The organism is Micromonospora sp. WMMD708, from assembly GCF_049315245.1.
GTDB classification, from domain to species: Bacteria; Actinomycetota; Actinomycetes; order Mycobacteriales; family Micromonosporaceae; genus Micromonospora; species Micromonospora wenchangensis.
The window spans coordinates 5,777,355-5,794,009 of the sequence record NZ_CP186060.1 but is presented as its reverse complement, the minus strand read 5'-3'; the positions used below and the strand labels follow the sequence as shown (position 1 = coordinate 5,794,009).

The 16,655-nt window shown below is 70.4% G+C and carries 14 protein-coding genes; 5 read left to right on the top strand and 9 right to left on the bottom strand.

Going from position 1 to position 16,655, the window contains the following annotated elements:
- Nucleotides 1–52: 52 nt before the first annotated feature.
- The gene (gene thrS / locus ACN260_RS25435) at nucleotides 53–1,267 is read left to right on the top strand and encodes a threonine--tRNA ligase (RefSeq protein WP_422753395.1); all 1,215 of its coding nucleotides are present in this window, start codon (nucleotides 53–55) and stop codon (nucleotides 1,265–1,267) included.
- A gap of 45 nt (nucleotides 1,268–1,312) precedes the next feature.
- Here the strand turns inward: thrS and ACN260_RS25430 are convergent, their stop codons facing one another.
- From ACN260_RS25430 to ACN260_RS25415, 4 genes are read right to left on the bottom strand one after another with little or no spacing between them, the layout of a single operon-like run.
- Nucleotides 1,313–3,331, bottom strand: coding sequence for an ABC transporter ATP-binding protein (locus ACN260_RS25430; RefSeq protein ID WP_422753394.1), 2,019 nt, complete (start codon nucleotides 3,329–3,331; stop codon nucleotides 1,313–1,315).
- On the bottom strand, nucleotides 3,328–5,061 hold the full coding sequence (locus ACN260_RS25425) for an ABC transporter ATP-binding protein (RefSeq protein ID WP_422753393.1): 1,734 nt from the start codon (nucleotides 5,059–5,061) through the stop codon (nucleotides 3,328–3,330). The genes ACN260_RS25430 and ACN260_RS25425 overlap by 4 nt, the downstream gene beginning before the upstream one ends.
- Nucleotides 5,055–5,585, bottom strand: a complete 531-nt coding sequence (locus ACN260_RS25420; RefSeq protein WP_422753392.1) for a MarR family winged helix-turn-helix transcriptional regulator — start codon at nucleotides 5,583–5,585, stop codon at nucleotides 5,055–5,057. The genes ACN260_RS25425 and ACN260_RS25420 overlap by 7 nt, the downstream gene beginning before the upstream one ends.
- Nucleotides 5,586–5,610: 25 nt before the next feature.
- Nucleotides 5,611–6,057, bottom strand: coding sequence for a DoxX family protein (locus ACN260_RS25415; RefSeq protein WP_422753391.1), 447 nt, complete (start codon nucleotides 6,055–6,057; stop codon nucleotides 5,611–5,613).
- A gap of 85 nt (nucleotides 6,058–6,142) precedes the next feature.
- On the opposite strand from ACN260_RS25415, the gene ACN260_RS25410 reads away from it, so the two are divergent.
- The gene (locus ACN260_RS25410; protein ID WP_422753390.1) at nucleotides 6,143–6,712 is read left to right on the top strand and encodes a TetR/AcrR family transcriptional regulator; all 570 of its coding nucleotides are present in this window, start codon (nucleotides 6,143–6,145) and stop codon (nucleotides 6,710–6,712) included.
- 243 nt (nucleotides 6,713–6,955) lie between these two features.
- Here the strand turns inward: ACN260_RS25410 and ACN260_RS25405 are convergent, their stop codons facing one another.
- Entirely contained in the window at nucleotides 6,956–8,395 is a 1,440-nt protein-coding gene (locus tag ACN260_RS25405) for a GuaB1 family IMP dehydrogenase-related protein (RefSeq protein WP_422753389.1), read from the bottom strand.
- An 80-nt stretch (nucleotides 8,396–8,475) separates the two neighbouring features.
- Entirely contained in the window at nucleotides 8,476–10,227 is a 1,752-nt protein-coding gene (locus ACN260_RS25400; protein ID WP_421485498.1) for an acetyl/propionyl/methylcrotonyl-CoA carboxylase subunit alpha, read from the bottom strand.
- Between the two features lie 145 nt (nucleotides 10,228–10,372).
- Here ACN260_RS25400 and ACN260_RS25395 point away from each other — a divergent pair, with 145 nt between their 5' ends.
- From ACN260_RS25395 to ACN260_RS25385, 3 genes are all read left to right on the top strand, one after another.
- Nucleotides 10,373–11,017 (top strand): PadR family transcriptional regulator, encoded by a 645-nt coding sequence (locus ACN260_RS25395; RefSeq protein WP_422756824.1) that lies wholly within the window; start codon nucleotides 10,373–10,375, stop codon nucleotides 11,015–11,017.
- Nucleotides 11,018–11,133: 116 nt separating this feature from the next.
- Nucleotides 11,134–12,093: an ATP-binding cassette domain-containing protein gene (locus ACN260_RS25390; RefSeq protein WP_422753388.1), complete on the top strand. Its 960-nt coding sequence runs from the start codon at nucleotides 11,134–11,136 to the stop codon at nucleotides 12,091–12,093.
- 17 nt (nucleotides 12,094–12,110) lie between these two features.
- Complete coding sequence (locus tag ACN260_RS25385; RefSeq protein WP_145917889.1) at nucleotides 12,111–12,866, top strand: ABC transporter permease; 756 nt, start codon at nucleotides 12,111–12,113, stop codon at nucleotides 12,864–12,866.
- A 171-nt stretch (nucleotides 12,867–13,037) separates the two neighbouring features.
- Here the strand turns inward: ACN260_RS25385 and ACN260_RS25380 are convergent, their stop codons facing one another.
- Genes ACN260_RS25380 through ACN260_RS25370 form a run of 3 tightly spaced genes read right to left on the bottom strand, consistent with a single transcriptional unit; the run spans nucleotide 13,038 to nucleotide 15,462 of the window.
- Nucleotides 13,038–13,691 (bottom strand): O-methyltransferase, encoded by a 654-nt coding sequence (locus ACN260_RS25380; RefSeq protein ID WP_422753387.1) that lies wholly within the window; start codon nucleotides 13,689–13,691, stop codon nucleotides 13,038–13,040.
- Nucleotides 13,692–13,700: 9 nt separating this feature from the next.
- Nucleotides 13,701–14,357 carry a Maf family protein gene (locus ACN260_RS25375; RefSeq protein WP_422753386.1) on the bottom strand — a complete coding sequence of 219 codons (657 nt, stop codon included), beginning with the start codon at nucleotides 14,355–14,357 and terminating at the stop codon, nucleotides 13,701–13,703.
- Between the two features lie 10 nt (nucleotides 14,358–14,367).
- Nucleotides 14,368–15,462, bottom strand: a complete 1,095-nt coding sequence (locus ACN260_RS25370) for a S8 family serine peptidase (RefSeq protein ID WP_422753385.1) — start codon at nucleotides 15,460–15,462, stop codon at nucleotides 14,368–14,370.
- Nucleotides 15,463–16,655: the final 1,193 nt, after the last annotated feature.

Here is a 16,655-nt window from a genome sequence, read left to right as displayed (position 1 = left end):
TGGCGTCGCGGGCACGGTCGCCTCCGGGTCGTACCCGATCAAGGAGCGTGACATGATCGACCACCGTAGGCTCGGCCGCGAACTGGACCTGTTCGTCTCCGACCCGCTGGCGGGCGCCGGACTGCCGATCTGGCTGCCGGCCGGCGCGGCGGCCCGGCACGCCGTCGAGGAGTACGTCCGCGAGCTGGAGCGCCGGGCCGGCTACCAGCACGTCTACTCACCCCCGCTGGGCAGGCGCGAGCTGTTCGCGCTGTCCGGGCACCTCGGCCACTTCGCCGACGAGATGTTCCCACCGATGCGGCTGGGCGGCGACGAGTTGCTGCTCCGGCCGGCGCTCTGCCCGCACCACGCCCTGGTCTACCGGGCCCGGGGCCGCTCCTACCGGGAGTTGCCGCTGCGGGTCGGCGAGCTGGGTGGGATGTACCGGGCGGAACGGTCCGGCGTGCTCGGCGGGCTGTCCCGGGTACGGGCGATCTCGCTCAACGACGCGCACAACTTCTGCACCCTGGAGCAGGTCGGCGACGAGGTCCGGGAGATCCTGCGGCTGATCCGCCAGGCGCACGCCGCGCTCGGCGTCCGCCCGGCCGGGTTCCGGCTGTCGCTGCGCGGGCCGGGCGCGAGGTACGTCGGCGACGACGCGTCCTGGGCCCGCGCCGAGGAACTGCTGCGCGCCGCGCTCGACGGGGTGGAGCACGAGGAGGCGCCCGGCGAGGCCGCCTTCTACGGCCCGAAGATCGACATCCAGGTGGTCGACGCGGCCGGCCGGGAGTCGACCATCTCCACCGTGCAGATCGACTTCGACAAGCCGGAGAAGTTCGACCTGTCGTACACCGATGCGGCAGGTGCCCGGCAACGGCCGGTGCTGGTGCACCGCAGCCTGGTCGGGAGCATGGAGCGGCTGTTCGCCTACCTGATCGAGGAGCACGAGGGTGCCTTCCCGCCCTGGTACGCCCCGGTGCAGCTGCTGCTCCTCCCGGTCGACGCCGGGCAGGCCGGCGCGGTGGACCGGGTGGCCCGCCGGGCGGTCGACGCCGGGCTGCGGGTCGAGGTGGATGCGGGTGGCTCGCTCGGTGCCCGGGTCCGCGACGCGGCCCGCCGCCGGGTGCCGTACGTCGGGGTGGTCGGTGCCCGGGAGGCCGCCGCCGACGCGGTCGCCCTGCGGCTGCGCGACGGCCGCAGCCTCGACCCGATGCCGGCGGCCGACGCGGTGCGGCTGGTCGGCGCGGTGGTGGCGGCCCGCTCGGCGCAACTGCTCCCCGCCGGCTGACGGTGCGGGGGCCGGGGGACGACGCCCCGGCCCCCGGTGCGCCGCTCAGCCCCCGACCGGTGCCGGCGCGGCCCCGTCGTCGACCACCGCCGCGGCGAACTGCGCCTGGTAGAGCCGGTGGTACGCGCCCCGCGCGGCGAGCAGTTGCTGGTGGGTGCCCTGCTCGACGATCCGTCCGTTCTCCATCATCAGGATCAGGTGGGCGTCGCGGATGGTGGACAGCCGGTGCGCGATGACGAAGCTGGTCCGGTCGGACCGTAGCGCCGCCATCGCCCGTTGCAGCAGCACCTCGGTACGGGTGTCCACCGAGCTGGTCGCCTCGTCCAGGATCAGCAGCGACGGCTCGGCCAGGAACGCCCGCGCGATGGTGATGAGCTGCTTCTCCCCGGCGCTGACGTTGCTGCCCTCCTCGTCGATGACGGTGTCGTACCCGTCGGGGAGGCTACGGACGAACCGGTCCACGAAGGTGGCCCGAGCGGCGGCGAGGATCTCCTCCTCGGTGGCGTCCGGCCGGCCGTAGGCGATGTTGTCCCGGATGGTGCCGCCGAACAGCCAGGTGTCCTGGAGCACCATGCCGATCCGGCCGCGCAGGTCGTCGCGGCGCAGCGTGGTGATGTCCACCCCGTCGAGGGTGATCCGCCCGGAATCCAGCTCGTAGAAGCGCATCACCAGGTTGACCAGGGTGGTCTTGCCGGCACCGGTCGGGCCGACGATGGCCACCGTGTGACCCGGCTCGGCGACCAGGGACAGGTCGTCGATCAGCGGGGTCTGCGGGTCGTACCGGAAGGAGATGTTCTCGAACTCGACCCGACCGTGCGGTACGTCGACCCGGGCCGGGGTGGCCGGGTCGGGGCTCTGCTCGTCGGCGTCGAGCACGGCGAAGACCCGTTCGGCGGAGGCCACCCCGGACTGGAGCAGGTTCGCCATCGAGGCGACCTGGGTCAGCGGCTGGGTGAACTGCCGCGAGTACTGGATGAACGCCTGCACGTCACCGAGGCTCATCGCCCCCGACGCCACCCGCAGCCCACCGACCACGGCGATCGCCACGTAGCTGAGGTTCCCGACGAACATCATCGCCGGCATGATGATCCCGGAGATGAACTGGGCGCCGAAGCTGGCCCGGAACAGCTCCTCGTTCTTGGCGTGGAAGCTGGCCTCCACCTCCGGCGAGCGACCGAAGACCTTCACCAGCTCGTGGCCGGTGAACGCCTCCTCGATCTGACCGTTCAGCTCGCCGGTGTGGGTCCACTGGGCGATGAACTTCTGCTGCGACCGCTTGGCGATCTGCTGCGTCACGATCACCGACAGCGGAACCGCGACCAGCGCGACCAGCGCCAACAGCGGCGAGATCCAGAACATCATCGCCAGCACGCCGACCACGGTCAGCAGCGAGGTGAGCAGTTGGCTCAGCGTCTGCGACAGGGTCTGCGAGATGTTGTCGATGTCGTTGGTGACCCGGCTGAGCAGCTCGCCGCGCGGCTGCCTGTCGAAGTAGGGCAGCGGCAGCCGGTTGAGTTTCTCCTCCACCTCGGCACGCAGCCGCAGCACGGTGGCCTGGACCACCCCGTTGAGCAGCCAGCCCTGCCACCACATCAGCAGGCTGGCGGCCACGTAGAGGCCGAGGGCGAACAGCAGCGTCCGGCCGAGGGCGTCGAAGTCGATGCCCGCCCCGGGGACCACGTCCATCCGGGCGACCATGTCGGCGAGGTTGTCGTTGCCGGCGGCCCGCATCCCGGACACCGCCTGGTCGACGGTGGTGCCGGGGGGAAGCTGCCGGCCGATCACCCCGGCGAAGATGATGTCGGTGGCGTGGCCGAGGATCTTCGGCCCGATCACGCTGAACCCGACGCTGGTCACCGCCAGGGCGATGATGCCGGTCAGCGTCACCCGGTGCGGTCGCAGCCGGCCGAGCAGCCGGCGGGCCGACGGCCCGAAGTTCATCGACTTCTCCGCCGGCATGCCGGCGGACATCCACGGCGGCCCACCGCCGCGCCGGCCGGCCGCCGGCAGCCGCTTCGGCGTGGTCTCCTCCGGGGCCTTCTTCTGCTCGGGTACGGCGGTCATGCCGGCACCCCCGCCGTCTGCTGTGACGCCACGATCTCGGCGTACGTCGGGCAGGTGTCGAGCAGCTCGTCGTGTCGGCCCATCCCGACCACGCCTCCGTCCTCCAACACGATGATCTGGTCGGCGTCGATGATCGTGGAGACCCGTTGGGCCACGATCACCACTGCCGCGTCGGCGGTGACCGGGCGCAGCGCGGCTCGCAACCGGGCGTCGGTGCCCAGGTCGAGCGCCGAGAACGAGTCGTCGAACAGGTAGATCTCCGGCTTACGGACGAGCGCCCGTGCGATGGCGAGGCGTTGCCGCTGCCCACCGGAGACGTTCGTGCCGCCCTGCGCGATCGGGGCGTCGAGGCCACCGGGCATCTGGGCCACGAAGTCGCGGGCTTGGGCGATCTCCAACGCCGTCCACAGTTCCTCGTCGGTGGCGTCGGGGTTGCCGTAGCGCAGGTTGCTGGCCACCGTGCCGGTGAACAGGTACGGCTTCTGCGGCACCAGGCCGATCCGCCGCCACAGCTCCTCCGGGGCCAGCTCGCGCACGTCGACCCCGTCGACCAGCACGGTGCCGGCGGTCGGGTCGACCAGCCGGGGGATGAGGGCCAGCAGGGTGGTCTTGCCGGCACCGGTCGACCCGATCACGGCGGTGGTCCGCCCCGGGGTGGCCCGGAACGAGATGTCGTGCAGCACCGGTGCGCTGGCCCCCGGGTACTGGAAGGCCACGCCGCGCAGCTCCAGCTCGCCGTGGCCGTCGACCCGGGTGACCGGGTTCGCCGCCGGGACCACCGAGGACTCGGTGTCCAGCACCTCGGTGACGCGCTCGGCGCAGACCGCCGCGCGCGGCACCATCATCAGCATGAAGGTGGCCATCATGACGGCCATCAGGATCTGCATCAGATACGCCAGGAAGGCGGTCAACGCGCCGATCTGGATCTGCCCGGAGTCGACCCGCTGGGCACCGAACCACAGCACGGCGACGCTGGAGACGTTGAGCACCAGCATCACCACCGGGAAGATCAGCGCCATCAGCCGGCCGACCCGCAGGGCGGTGGCGGTCAGGTCGGCGTTGGCCACCCCGAACCGCTGCGTCTCGTACGGCTCGCGGACGAACGCCCGGACCACCCGGATGCCGGTGATCTGCTCGCGGAGGACCCGGTTGACCGTGTCGATGCGGGTCTGCATGAGCCGGAAACCGGGCACCATCTGGCGGATGACCAGGCCGAGCGCGACGGCGAGCACCGGCACGCTGACCAGCATCAGCCAGGACAGGCCGATGTCCTCCCGCAGCGCCATCACCACCCCGCCGACGCTCATGATCGGCGCGGCGACCAGCATGGTGCAGCTCATCAGCACGAGCATCTGCACCTGCTGCACGTCGTTGGTGTTGCGGGTGATCAGCGAGGGCGCGCCGAAGCGGGCCACCTCGCGGGCGGAGAACCGGTTGACCTGCCCGAAGATCGCCGCCCGGACGTCCCGGCCGAAGGCCATCGCGGTCCGCGCGCCGAAGTAGACCGCCGTCACCGCGCAGGCGATCTGGACCAGGCTGACCAGCAGCATCCAACCGCCGGTACGGATGATGTAGTCGGTGTCGCCCCGGGCCACCCCCAGGTCGATGATGTCGGCGTTGAGGCTCGGCAGGTAGAGCGAGGCCATCGTGCCGACGAACTGGAGCAGCACCACCGCCCCCAGCGGCCGGTGGTAGGGCCGCAGGTAGCGGCGCAGCAGGCTGATCAGCACGGATGGCTCCCGGGCCTCGGGTGGTCGGTCGTGTCCTGGTGCTGTGTTGTCAACCTCTTGTCCTCCCCGTCGGACATGGTCGTGATGACCTCGATCAGGAAATCCCGGATCACCTCGCGTCGGGCCGGATCGGCGTCGACGGAGGTGAGCGGGGTGTCGGTGCGCATCCGGTCGACCAGGGAGCGGGTGTGTTCGCGCCCCTTGTCGGTCAGCGCCAGTCGCACGCTGCGCCGGTCGGCCTCGTCGCGGCGACGCTCGACGAAGCCGTCCCGTTCGAGGGTGTCGACGATCCCGGTGAGGGTGGCCGGCCGGACGAAGCAACGGTCGGCGACGTCCCGGTGGGTGGCGTCGTCGAGGTGGTTCAGGGTGAACAGCACCCGCATCCCGGCCGGGGTCAGGCCGTGGTGTTCGGCCAGGTAACGACCCCAGTGCTGGTCGACGAGGTGGCCGGCGACCGACAGCAGCCGCCCGAGCGGCACGTCACGGAGCACGGCGGGAAAGACGATCAGTGGTTCCCTCTGCACGCTGAGTATGTTAGCCCCCGAACCGTCAGGGGCCAAAGAGAATGGTCAGGGCGGTGCCGACGTACACGATCTGCATCGCCGTACGCGTGCCCAGCGGGGTGACCGGGCGGCCGGCCAGCGTGAGGTGTCGCCGGGCAGCCGAGACGTTCGCCGGGAACATCGCCAGCAACAGCAGTGCCAGCCCGGCGGCGGCCGGACGGGCGGTGGCCGGGATCAGCAGCCCGACCGCGCCGGCCAGTTCCAGCACCCCGGTGACGGCGACCAGCATGCCGGGTCGGGGTAGCCGGGGCGGGACCATGGCGATCAGATCCTCCCGACGGGGTGACACGAAGTGAGCGAAACCGGTCATAACGAACAGTAGTGCCAGCCCGACACGGAGTGCGGGGTGCCAGCCGTCGAGCGCGTCCACGCCGGCCAGTCCGGCCAGGCGTGCGACGGCGGCTCCGACGAACAGGGCGATGAACGGAACCATGGATACCTCCTCGGTCGCAAATCTTTATGCCGACAAGATTGGATCGCCGATGGCCTTCTTGTCAATGCAAAGTTATCCTGGTGTCATGACCGTCACCCGGCCCTACCACCACGGCGACCTACGCCGCGTCCTGCTCCAGACAGCGGTGACGGCGATCGAGGAAGCTGGGCCGGCGGCCCTGAGCCTGCGCGACCTCGCCCGCCGCACCGGCGTCTCCCACGCCGCCCCGACCCACCACTTCGGCGACAAGGCGGGACTGCTCACCGCCCTCGCTGTCGAGGGGTTCGACCTGCTCGCCGCCGCTCTGACCGCAGCCGGCGACGACCTGCTCGAGGTGGGCGTGGCGTACGTGGACTTCGCCGTCCGCCACCGGGCGCACTTCGAGGTGATGTTCCGACCCGACCTCTACCGGGCCGACGCCCCCGAGCTCCGGGCCGCCCGGCAACGGGCCGGTGCGGCGCTGCACATCGGTGTGGCGACCCTGCCGCCGGACCGGGCCGAGCCGGCCGGGGCGCGCACGGACGCGCTGGCCGCCTGGTCGATCGTGCACGGCTTCGCCACCCTGTGGCTCTCCGGTGCGCTACCCCCCGACGTCGAGGCCGACCCCCGCACCGCCGCCCGCACCGTCATCCGCCGCCTCTTCCCCCCACCCTGACCCCCACCGGCGCCCCGCCCCCCACGCCCCGCCCCCTCTCACCCCGGTGATCAAGAGATTCGCGTCAGATCACCGCTCCGAGTTGACGCAAACCTCTTGATCGCCGACCCCGGGGCGGTGATCAAGAGAAAAGAGTCGACCGGCGGGGTGCAGATGACGCAAACCTCTTGATCACCGGGGCCAGGCCGGGGCGAGGCAGAGACCGGGGCGGGGGCCGGGCAGGGCAGGAGGGGACCGGGGGAGTTACCAGCTAGTGGGGAGAGGCATGCCTTCGGTGTAGCCGGCGTGACTCTGGACGCCGACGAGGGCGCGCTCGTGGAACTCGTCCAGGGTGCGGGCGCCGGCATAGGTGCAGGCGCTGCGTACCCCGGAGATGATCTCGTCGATCAGGTCCTCGACGCCGGGACGGGCCGGGTCCAGGTACATCCGGGCGGTGGAGATGCCCTCCTCGAAGATCGCCTTCCGGGCCCGGTCGAAGGCGCTGTCCTCGGCGGTCCGGGCGCTGACCGCACGGGACGAGGCCATCCCGAAGCTCTCCTTGTAGCGTCGCCCGTCCGGCTCGGTGTACAGGTCACCAGGCGACTCGTAGGTGCCGGCGAACCAGGAGCCCACCATCACGTTGGAGGCCCCGGCGGCCAGCGCCAGCGCCACGTCCCGGGGGTGGCGCACCCCGCCGTCGGCCCAGACGTGCCGGCCGAGGGTGCGGGCCGCCGCCGCGCAGTCCAGCACGGCGGAGAACTGGGGCCGGCCGACCCCGGTCATCATCCGGGTGGTGCACATCGCGCCCGGCCCCACCCCGACCTTGATGATGTCCGCGCCCGCCTCGACCAGGTCGCGTACCCCCTCGGCGGTGACCACGTTGCCGGCCGCCACCGGGACCGGGGGGTCGAGCTTGCGGACCGCCCGCAACGCGGACATCATCCGTTCCTGGTGCCCGTGCGCGGTGTCCACCACCAGGGTGTCGACCCCCGCCGCGAGCAGCGCCTCGGCCTTGCCGGTGACGTCACCGTTGATGCCGACCGCCGCCGCGATCCGCAGCCGCCCCCGGTCGTCGACGGCCGGCTTGTAGAGGGTGGCCCGTAGCGCACCCTGCCGGGTGAGCACCCCGACCAGGCGGCCGTCGTCGTCGACCACCGGGGCCAGTCGCCGCCGTCCCGCGTTGAGCCGTTCGAATCCGGTACGCGGGTCCGCGTCGGCCGGCACCGTGTGCAGCTCGGTCGACATCACGTGCTGGAGCTGGGCGAACCGGTCCACCTCGTGGGTGTCCGCCTCGGTGACCACCCCCACCGGGCGGCCGGCCTCGTCGACCACCACCACCGCGCCGTGCGACTTCTTGGGCAGCAGGTGGATGGCGTCGCCGACGGTGTCGGTCGGGCCCAGCGTGATCGGGGTGTCGTGCACCAGGTGCCGCTGCTTGACCCACTCGACCACCGTGGCGACCACCTCGATCGGGATGTCCTGCGGGATGACCGCGATCGCGCCGCGCCGGGCCACGGTCTCGGCCATCCGGCGACCGGCCACCGCCGTCATGTTCGCCACCACCAGCGGGATGGTGGTGCCGGTGCCGTCACCGGTGGACAGGTCGACGTCGAGCCGCGAACCGACCTCGGACCGGGCCGGAGCCATGAAGACGTCGTTGTAGGTCAGGTCGTGCGCGGGCACCGCGCCATGAAGGAACCTCACCCCGCCATCATTCCCGCTTCCGGCCCGTCCCGCCGCCGTCGGTGGCTCACACCACCCTGCCCCTGCGGCGGGCGTACGGCTCAGGAGATGGTGCAGATCGCCGCGCCGGCGGTGAGCACCGCACCGACCTCGGCGGCGAGCCCGGCGACCGTGCCCGCCTTGTGGGCGTGCAACGGCTGTTCCATCTTCATCGCCTCCAGGACGACGACCAGGTCCCCCTCGGCGACGGTGTCCCCGTCCGCGACGGCGATCTTGACGATGGTGCCCTGCATGGGGGAGGTGAGCGCGTCGCCGCTGACCGCCGTACCCGTGCCGGTGCCGCCACCCCGGCGGGCCGGCCGGCGGGCGGCGGTGGGGGCGGTGGTCGTACCCCCGGTGAGGCCGGCGGGGAGGGTGACCTCCAGCCGCTTGCCACCCACCTCGACCACGACGGTCTCGCGCGCCGCCGCCGCCTCGGCGGGGCCGGCGGTCGGGGTGAACGCCGGGACGGTGTTGTCGAACTCGGTCTCGATCCACCGGGTGTGCACGGTGAACGGCTCGCTGGTGAACGCCGGGTCGCGGACGACGAGGCGGTGGAACGGCAGCGCGGTGGCCATCCCCTCGACGACCATCTCGTCGAGCACCCGGCGGGCCCGCTCGATCGCCTCGGCGCGGGTCTCGCCGGTGACGATCACCTTGGCCAGCAGCGAGTCGAAGTTGCCGCCGATCACGTCGCCCGCGCCCACCCCGGTGTCGACCCGGACGCCGGGGCCGGTGGGCAGGCGCAGCGCGGTGATGGTGCCGGGGGCGGGCAGGAAGTTGCGGCCCGGGTCCTCGCCGTTGATCCGGAACTCGATGGCGTGCCCGCGCGGGGTCGGGTCCGCGGTGAGCCGCAGCTTCTCGCCGTCGGCGATCCGGAACTGCTCGCGGACCAGGTCCACGCCGGCGGTCTCCTCGGTGACCGGGTGTTCCACCTGGAGCCGGGTGTTGACCTCCAGGAAGGAGATGGTGCCGTCCGCGCCGACCAGGTATTCCACCGTGCCCGCGCCGTGGTAGCCGGCCTCCCGGCAGATCGCTTTGGCGCTGTCGTGGATCTGGCGGCGCTGCGCGTCGGTGAGGAACGGCGCGGGGGCCTCCTCGACCAGCTTCTGGTGCCGTCGTTGCAGGGAGCAGTCCCGGGTGCCGACGACGACCACGTTGCCGTGCCGGTCGGCCAGGACCTGTGCCTCGACGTGCCGGGGCTGGTCGAGGTAGCGCTCGACGAAGCACTCGCCGCGACCGAACGCGGCGACCGCCTCCCGGGTGGCCGACTCGAACAGGTGCGGGATCTCCTCCAGGGTGCGGGCCACCTTGAGCCCCCGCCCGCCCCCGCCGAAGGCGGCCTTGATGGCGACCGGCAGGCCGTGCTCGACGGCGAAGGCGGTCACCTCGTCGGCGTCGGCGACCGGGTCGGCGGTGCCGGGGACCAGAGGCGCGCCGGCCCGCTGGGCGATGTGCCGGGCGGTGACCTTGTCACCGAGGTCGCGGATCGCCTGCGGGGTCGGGCCGATCCAGGTCAGGCCCGCGTCCAGCACGGCCTGGGCGAAGTCGGCGTTCTCGGAGAGGAAGCCGTAACCCGGGTGTACGGCGTCCGCGCCGGCCCGCCGGGCCACCTCGATCAGCTTGTCGATGCGCAGGTAGCTGTCGGCGGCGGTGTCGCCACCGAGGGCGTACGCCTCGTCGGCGAGGGTGGCGTGCAGGGCGTCCCGGTCGGAGTCGGCGTAGACGGCGACGCTGCCCAGACCGGCGTCGCGACAGGCCCGGATGACACGGACGGCGATCTCGCCACGGTTCGCGATGAGTACCTTGCGCACCTGGTGCTCCTCCCGGGGTCGTTGCCTCGGGAGTGTATCGGCAGCCCGGAGGCCCCCTAACGATCACTCAGTGTGGGATGTCGCACTGTGGGCCCGTCGACTAGTCAAACTTGGTTATTACGCTTGTGTGGTGTCTGCGACTCGGTTGATGATCCTGGGGCTGGTCCGGTGGATGCAGCCCGTGCACGGCTACGACGTGCGCCGCGAGCTGTTGAGCTGGGGTGCCGACAAGTGGGCGAACGTGCAGCCCGGCTCGATCTACCACGCGTTGCGCAAGCTGACCGAGGAGGACCTGTTGCGGACGGTCGCCACCGAGCAGGTCGGCGCCCGTCCGGCGCGCACCACGTACGAGGTGACGCCCAAGGGGGACGAGGAGTTCGAGACGTTGCTGCGGGCGCAGTGGTGGCAGTTGCACGAGGTGCCGGACCCGTTCGCGTCGGCCTTCTCGTTCCTGCCGGCGATGCCCCGCGAGGAGGCGGCGGCGGCGCTGCGCAACCGGGCGAATCTGCTGCGTGCCGGTGTCGAGGCGATGCGTGCCTCGTTGGACTCCGACTGGGTGCGCAACAGCAAACCGGTGCACGTGACCTGGATGTTCGAGCTGTGGTTGGCCCGGTCCGAGGCGGAGATGGCCTGGTGCGGGCGGATCGCCGAGCGGATCGACTCCGGGGTGTCGTACCTGCCTGCTGGGCTGACGGGGGCGGACGTGTGGCCCGGCTGGACCGATGGCGCTCCGCAGGGCGACACGACCGACGGCGCTTCACTGCCCGGGAAAAGCAATAATCAACGTTGACTACAAGAGTTATATCGCGTTAGCCTGCTTCCGGCCCGTTGGCGGGAGCGCGCCGCATGGCGTCACGGGGGCAGACGACGGCCGGCACCACCCGGCCCGGACGACCAGGAGCAGAGATGATCGAGACCAGAGGGCTGCGGAAGTCGTTCCGCTCCCGGCAGGGTCGGGAGACGAAAACGGTCGATGCCGTCCGGGGGGTGAACCTCCAGGTCCCGGCGGGAGAGATCTTCGGCTTCCTCGGCCCCAACGGCGCCGGCAAGACCACCACCCTGCGGATGCTCGCCACGCTGATCGAGCCGGACGGCGGCGAGGCCACCATCGCCGGTGCCGACCTGCGCAAGGACCCGGCCGAGGTACGCCGCCGGATCGGCTACGTCGCCCAGGGCGGCAGCACCTGGGACGAGTGCACCGCCCGCGAGGAACTCGTCCTGCACGCCCGGATGTACGGCATCGGCAAGGCCGACGCGCACCGCCGCGCCGTCCGCGCCCTGGAGGCCTTCCAGCTCACCGAGTACGCGGACCGCAAGTGCAAGACCTACTCGGGCGGCCAGCGGCGACGGGTGGAGATCGCCCTCGGCATCATCCACGAGCCGAAGATCGTCTTCCTCGACGAGCCGACCACCGGCCTCGACCCGCAGAGCCGCGCGCACATGTGGGACGAGATCCGCCGGCTGCGCACCGAGGGGATGACCGTCTTCATCACCACGCACTACCTCGACGAGGCCGACGCGCTCTGCGACCGGATCGCGATCATGGACCACGGCGAGGTGGTCGCCGAGGGCACCCCGGCCGAGCTGAAGCGGGAGATCTCCGGCGACGTGGTGCTGGTCGGCCTGGACGTGACGAGCACCCCGCAGGCCGCCCAACTCCTCGACGGCGAGGACTACCTCAACAAGCTGGAGACCGTCGACGAGGGCGGGCTGCGCCTCTACGTCGACGACGGTGCCACCGCCATCCCGCAGGTCCTGCGCCGGCTCGACCACGCCGGGCTGGTCATGAGCTCCATCGAGCTGCACCGCCCCAGCCTCGACGACGTCTTCCTCACCAAGACCGGCCGCTCGCTGCGCGAGTCCTGAGACACCGGAGACCACGGATGAAATTCGCCCGCGACACCTGGCTGATCTTCCAACGCCAACTTCAACTGCTGCTGCGCAACCCGGTCTGGGTCTTCGTCGGAGTGTTCCAGCCGGTGATGTACCTGCTGCTCTTCGCCCCGCTGCTCAAGCCGGCGCTGAACGCGCCCACCCAGGCCGCCGCGTACAAGATCTTCGTACCCGGCCTGCTGGTGCTGCTCGCCATCTTCGGCGGGCTGTTCCAGGGCTTCGGCCTGATCGCCGAGTTGCGTGCCGGGGTCATCGAGCGGTCCCGGGTCACCCCGATCAGCCGGCTCGCCCTGCTGCTCGGCCGCTCCCTGCGTGACGTCGTCTCGCTGATCGTGCAGGCGGTCATCATCACCCTGCTGGCGCTCCTGTTCGACCTGCGGGTCTTCATCGGGGACCTGCTGCTGGCGTACCTGATGCTGGCCCTGATCGCGCTGATGACCTCGGCCGTCTCGTACGGCGTCGCGCTCAAGGTCAAGAGCGAGGACGCGCTCGCCCCGCTGATGAACACCGTGGCCCAGCCGGTGCTGCTGCTCTCCGGCATCCTGCTGCCGCTCACCTTCGCCCCCGGCTGGCTCCAGGGGGTCGCCGAGTGGAACCCGTTCTCCTGGGCGGTCGACGGCACCCGGGCGCTGTTCGCCGGTGACCTCGCCAACGACAAGGTGTGGCAGGGGCTGGCCATCATCGCGGTGCTCGCCGCCGCCGGCGTCTTCTGGGCCGCCCGCCAGTTCGCCCGCAGCGTCCGCTGACGTGTCCCCGCCCCGGACGGGGCCCGGTCACGCGCCCGTCGCGTCGGACCGGTGCCCCGTTCCGGGGAGGTGATCGACTTTATGTCGCCGACGTAGCGGTATCGGTGCTAGGTGGACACCGCAACATCGGCCCAGGGGAGTCGATCGTGCCGGGCTCCCCTGACCGGCCGGTCAACGCACCCGGGCGAGGGTGACGCCGTCGGCGAGGGGCAGCAGCACCGCGTCGACGCGTACGTCGGCAAGCACCTCGTCGTTGAAGGCGGCGATCGCCCGGTCGGCCTCGTCGCGCGGGGCGAGCACCCGGCCGGCGCGCAGCGTGTTGTCGACCGCGATCACCCCGCCGGCCCGCATCCGGGGCACCAGCTCCGCCCAGTACACCGGATAGCCGACCTTGTCGGCGTCGATGAAGGCGAAGTCCAGGTGCCGCTCGTGCGGCAACTCCCGCAGCGTCTCGGCGGCCGGGCCGATCCGCAGCTCGATCCGGTCGGCCACCCCCGCCCGCTGCCAGTACGACCGCGCGATGCCGGTGAACTCCTCCGAGATGTCGAAGCAGGTCAACCGGCCGTCCTCGGGCATCCCCCGGGCGATCGCCAGCGACGACAGCCCGGTGAACGTGCCCACCTCGACGGCCTGCCGTACGCCCAGCAACCGGGTCAGGAAGGTGAGGAACGCCGCCTGCTCCGGTGCCACCTGCATCTCGGCGTGCGCCGGCAGCACCGCCCGCGTCTCCTCCGCCAGGTCACGGATGATCTCGTCCGGCGGAGAACCGTGGGCGACGATGTAGGCCTGTAGTTCCGGCGTCAGCGGCAACGGCTTCGTGGTCATGACCGGACGTTAGCCGAGCGGCTCGACCTCCTGGGCTCCCGGCGCGACCTTCGACCACAGGTCCGTGATGCTCAGCCCCAGATCGTGCAGGAGACGACGGAGCAGCGGCAACGACAGCCCGACCACCGTGCCCGCGTCACCCTCGATCCCGGTCAGGAACGCCCCACCCAACCCGTCGATGGTGAACGCGCCGGCCACCGCCAACGGCTCGCCCGTGGCCACGTACGCCGCGATCTCCGCATCGGTGACGTCGGCGAAGTGAACGACCGTCGAGGCCACCGCCCCGACCCGCGATTCGTGCCCCACGTCGACCAGGTGGTGGCCGGTGTGCAGCACCCCGCTGCGTCCGCGCATCCGCTCCCAACGGCGGGTCGCGTCGGCCGCGTCCGCCGGCTTGCCGAGGATCTCACCGTCGAACGCGAGCACCGAGTCACAACCCAACACGAGCGTCCGTGCGTCCGGAGTGGAACGCAGCCGGTCGGCGACGGCCTGCGCCTTGCGCCGGGCCAACTCCAGGCACAGATCCTCGGCCCGTTCCGCGACCACCAGGGATTCGTCGACGCCGCTGACCAGCACGTCGGGTTCGATCCCGGCAGCCTGGAGTAACTTGCGGCGGGCGGGGCTCTGCGAGGCGAGCACGAGACGGAGCGGCAGGGAGTTCGACACGGGGCCGACGCTACCGGCTGATTCTCGGCGGCGGGTCGCCGGCACATCGACGCCGACGCCGACGCCACATCAGGAATCCACCGCCGGCTGCCACGATCACCCCCAACGTGACCCACCCCCGCACGGTGGCACCGCCGTCGCCGTCAGTGCCGGCAGGCTGCGCGGCGGCACTCGTCGCACCGCTCGGCGGGGTCACCGTGGTGCCCTCGAAACCAAGCGGCGGTACGTCGGCGGTGAGCGCGGCCACCAGGTCGATGACGCCGTAGCCGTACTCGTCGTCCCGGCCGGGCGGACCCTTGTCGACAGCGGTCGCGGTGAGCCGGTGGACGACCTCGGCGGCGGGGAGGTAGGGGTACTTCGACCGGACCAACGCCGCCGCCCCGGCCACAATGGCGGTGGCATCGGACGTCCCGGTCCCCTTGCGGTACCTGCCGTTGATGCTGGTGCAGTAGATGTCAACCGCTGGTGCGACCAAGTCCAACTCGGGTCCAGTCACTGATACCTTTGCGTGCTCTCCGCTGCGATCGATTCCGCCGACTGCTAGCACTCCCTCTGCGGAGGCTGGATAGCTAACGCGGCTATCGCGAGGGGTGTTTCCGACCCCTGCAACTATCACGATGTCCGCGGCCGTGGCGGCGGAAATCGCGCGTTGCAGTTTCTCGGTAGGCGAGCTAACAGCCGATATGCTAATTACGTCGACGCCATTCCGCGTGGCGTAATCAATGCTTTTGGCTAGATCATCTGGTTCGCCAAGGCCATTTGCTGGAGTGTCAAGAATTGGCAGTATCTTGGCCTCCGGTGCTATGCCCAGCGCTCCGATGCTTCTCGCTCTCCCGTGGGCGGCGATGAGCCCTGCCATGCATGTGCCGTGGCCATTGCTGTCTTTTTGGCCATCCCCGCGGCCCCCCGGTATGATATCCAATCCTGAGAGAAGATTGCCGCGTAGATCGATGTGTGGATCGACTCCTGTGTCGGGAACTGCCACGACTACGCCTTTGCCGCGATTCAGCGCATGGGCATCTTGCGCTCGAAGATAGTTTAGGTGCCATTGGTCGCTGCGCACGCGTTCTGAACCGTTGGTGTTCGGGGTGTTCTCGACGAGCACCGAAGGTGATACTAGGGCAACGAAGGTTAGTGAGATGGTTGTGAGTCTAGAGAGACGTCTCGCTGCTCTTAGGGCTCGGTTCACCGGGGAAAGCCGATTGCAGGCCCAGGATCAATTGGCCCATCATCTTCGGGTGGGAGCATGATAGGCGTGACTCCACGGTCCATGTCCCACGGGTGGTCGGGATCCCACCGCCTCTTCTCCGGATTGTGGAGGTTCCTGATGCCGTCCCCTATCCTCGATGCGGATCCCGCCACAGGTGCACCGCCTATTGGTGACAGGCCATTTAAAGTGCGTCCAGTTCCAGGCCGAGATCCAGCGGCTCCAGACGGTGCAGTGCCGGCAGCCCCTCCGCCGATTACTCCCCCGATAGGGTTGACCCTTCGAGTTGGGGTTTCTCCGGGTTGTCCGACTCCGAGGCCCGGCGCTCCGCCTATTGACCCACTAGGTGTAGCTGGGTGTATAGACCCTCCTTTTGGGGGAGCGTCGACCCCGCTGCTATTCCAGAAGCTGGTTCGATTTGATGGGTTGGGTGCTCGCGTAATGGGTGTTGGCGGGGGGATGGGCGGTATTCTCATGCCGGCATCGGATGTCGACGGCGTATTTGGCGCGGGGGTGATTGTGGATGGCGGTGAGCTTGGCCCTGTACCTCCGAGGATCGGTCCATCACCGATGATTGGTCCAACTGTTGCGGGCTTTGTCGTTTGAAGCGATCTAAGCTCCTTCGATTGCTGATTCGAATTCGGCGAAGCTGCAATCGGAAAGGGCATGATCGGTGGAATGGTTGGAGCCTGGCTACCGTAAGGGTCAGAGCCGGTTTGTTCGATGCGAGGGCCCGGTCTAGGTGCAACAGGGGGCTTTTGGAGCATGGCTTGGGCTTGTTGGAGTTCGCCGCTGAGCCCGAACATCAACCCCCGTGCCTGCACGTTGAGCCGTTCCAGGTCCGCGTCGGTCACCGGCGGGTCCACCACCCGGCTGCCCGCCGCCGCCCTGGGGTCGGCCAACGTCGCTTCGTACCCGCGCTTGCGGGCGAGCTTCTCGGCGTAGTCGTCGCGTATCCGCTTGAGTTCCGGTCTGGTGCTGTCGATGGCGCGGGCGACGGCGGCGAGGGCGTCGTGGTTGGCAGCCGCCGTGTCGTGGGTGCGCTGCACCTTGCTGATCAGATCGTCGAGTTCCCCGAGGTACGTCCTGGC

Excerpts from the sequence above, each read along its gene's own strand:
- ACN260_RS25410 (WP_422753390.1), top strand. The coding sequence starts at position 6,143 with ATGACCGTCACCCGGCCCTACCACCACGGCGACCTACGCCGCGTCCTG.
- thrS (WP_422753395.1), top strand. The coding sequence starts at position 53 with ATGATCGACCACCGTAGGCTCGGCCGCGAACTGGACCTGTTCGTCTCC.
- ACN260_RS25380 (WP_422753387.1), bottom strand. The coding sequence starts at position 13,691 with ATGACCACGAAGCCGTTGCCGCTGACGCCGGAACTACAGGCCTACATC.
- ACN260_RS25385 (WP_145917889.1), top strand. The coding sequence starts at position 12,111 with ATGAAATTCGCCCGCGACACCTGGCTGATCTTCCAACGCCAACTTCAA.
- ACN260_RS25415 (WP_422753391.1), bottom strand. The coding sequence starts at position 6,057 with ATGGTTCCGTTCATCGCCCTGTTCGTCGGAGCCGCCGTCGCACGCCTG.
- ACN260_RS25430 (WP_422753394.1), bottom strand. The coding sequence starts at position 3,331 with ATGACCGCCGTACCCGAGCAGAAGAAGGCCCCGGAGGAGACCACGCCG.
- ACN260_RS25390 (WP_422753388.1), top strand. The coding sequence starts at position 11,134 with ATGATCGAGACCAGAGGGCTGCGGAAGTCGTTCCGCTCCCGGCAGGGT.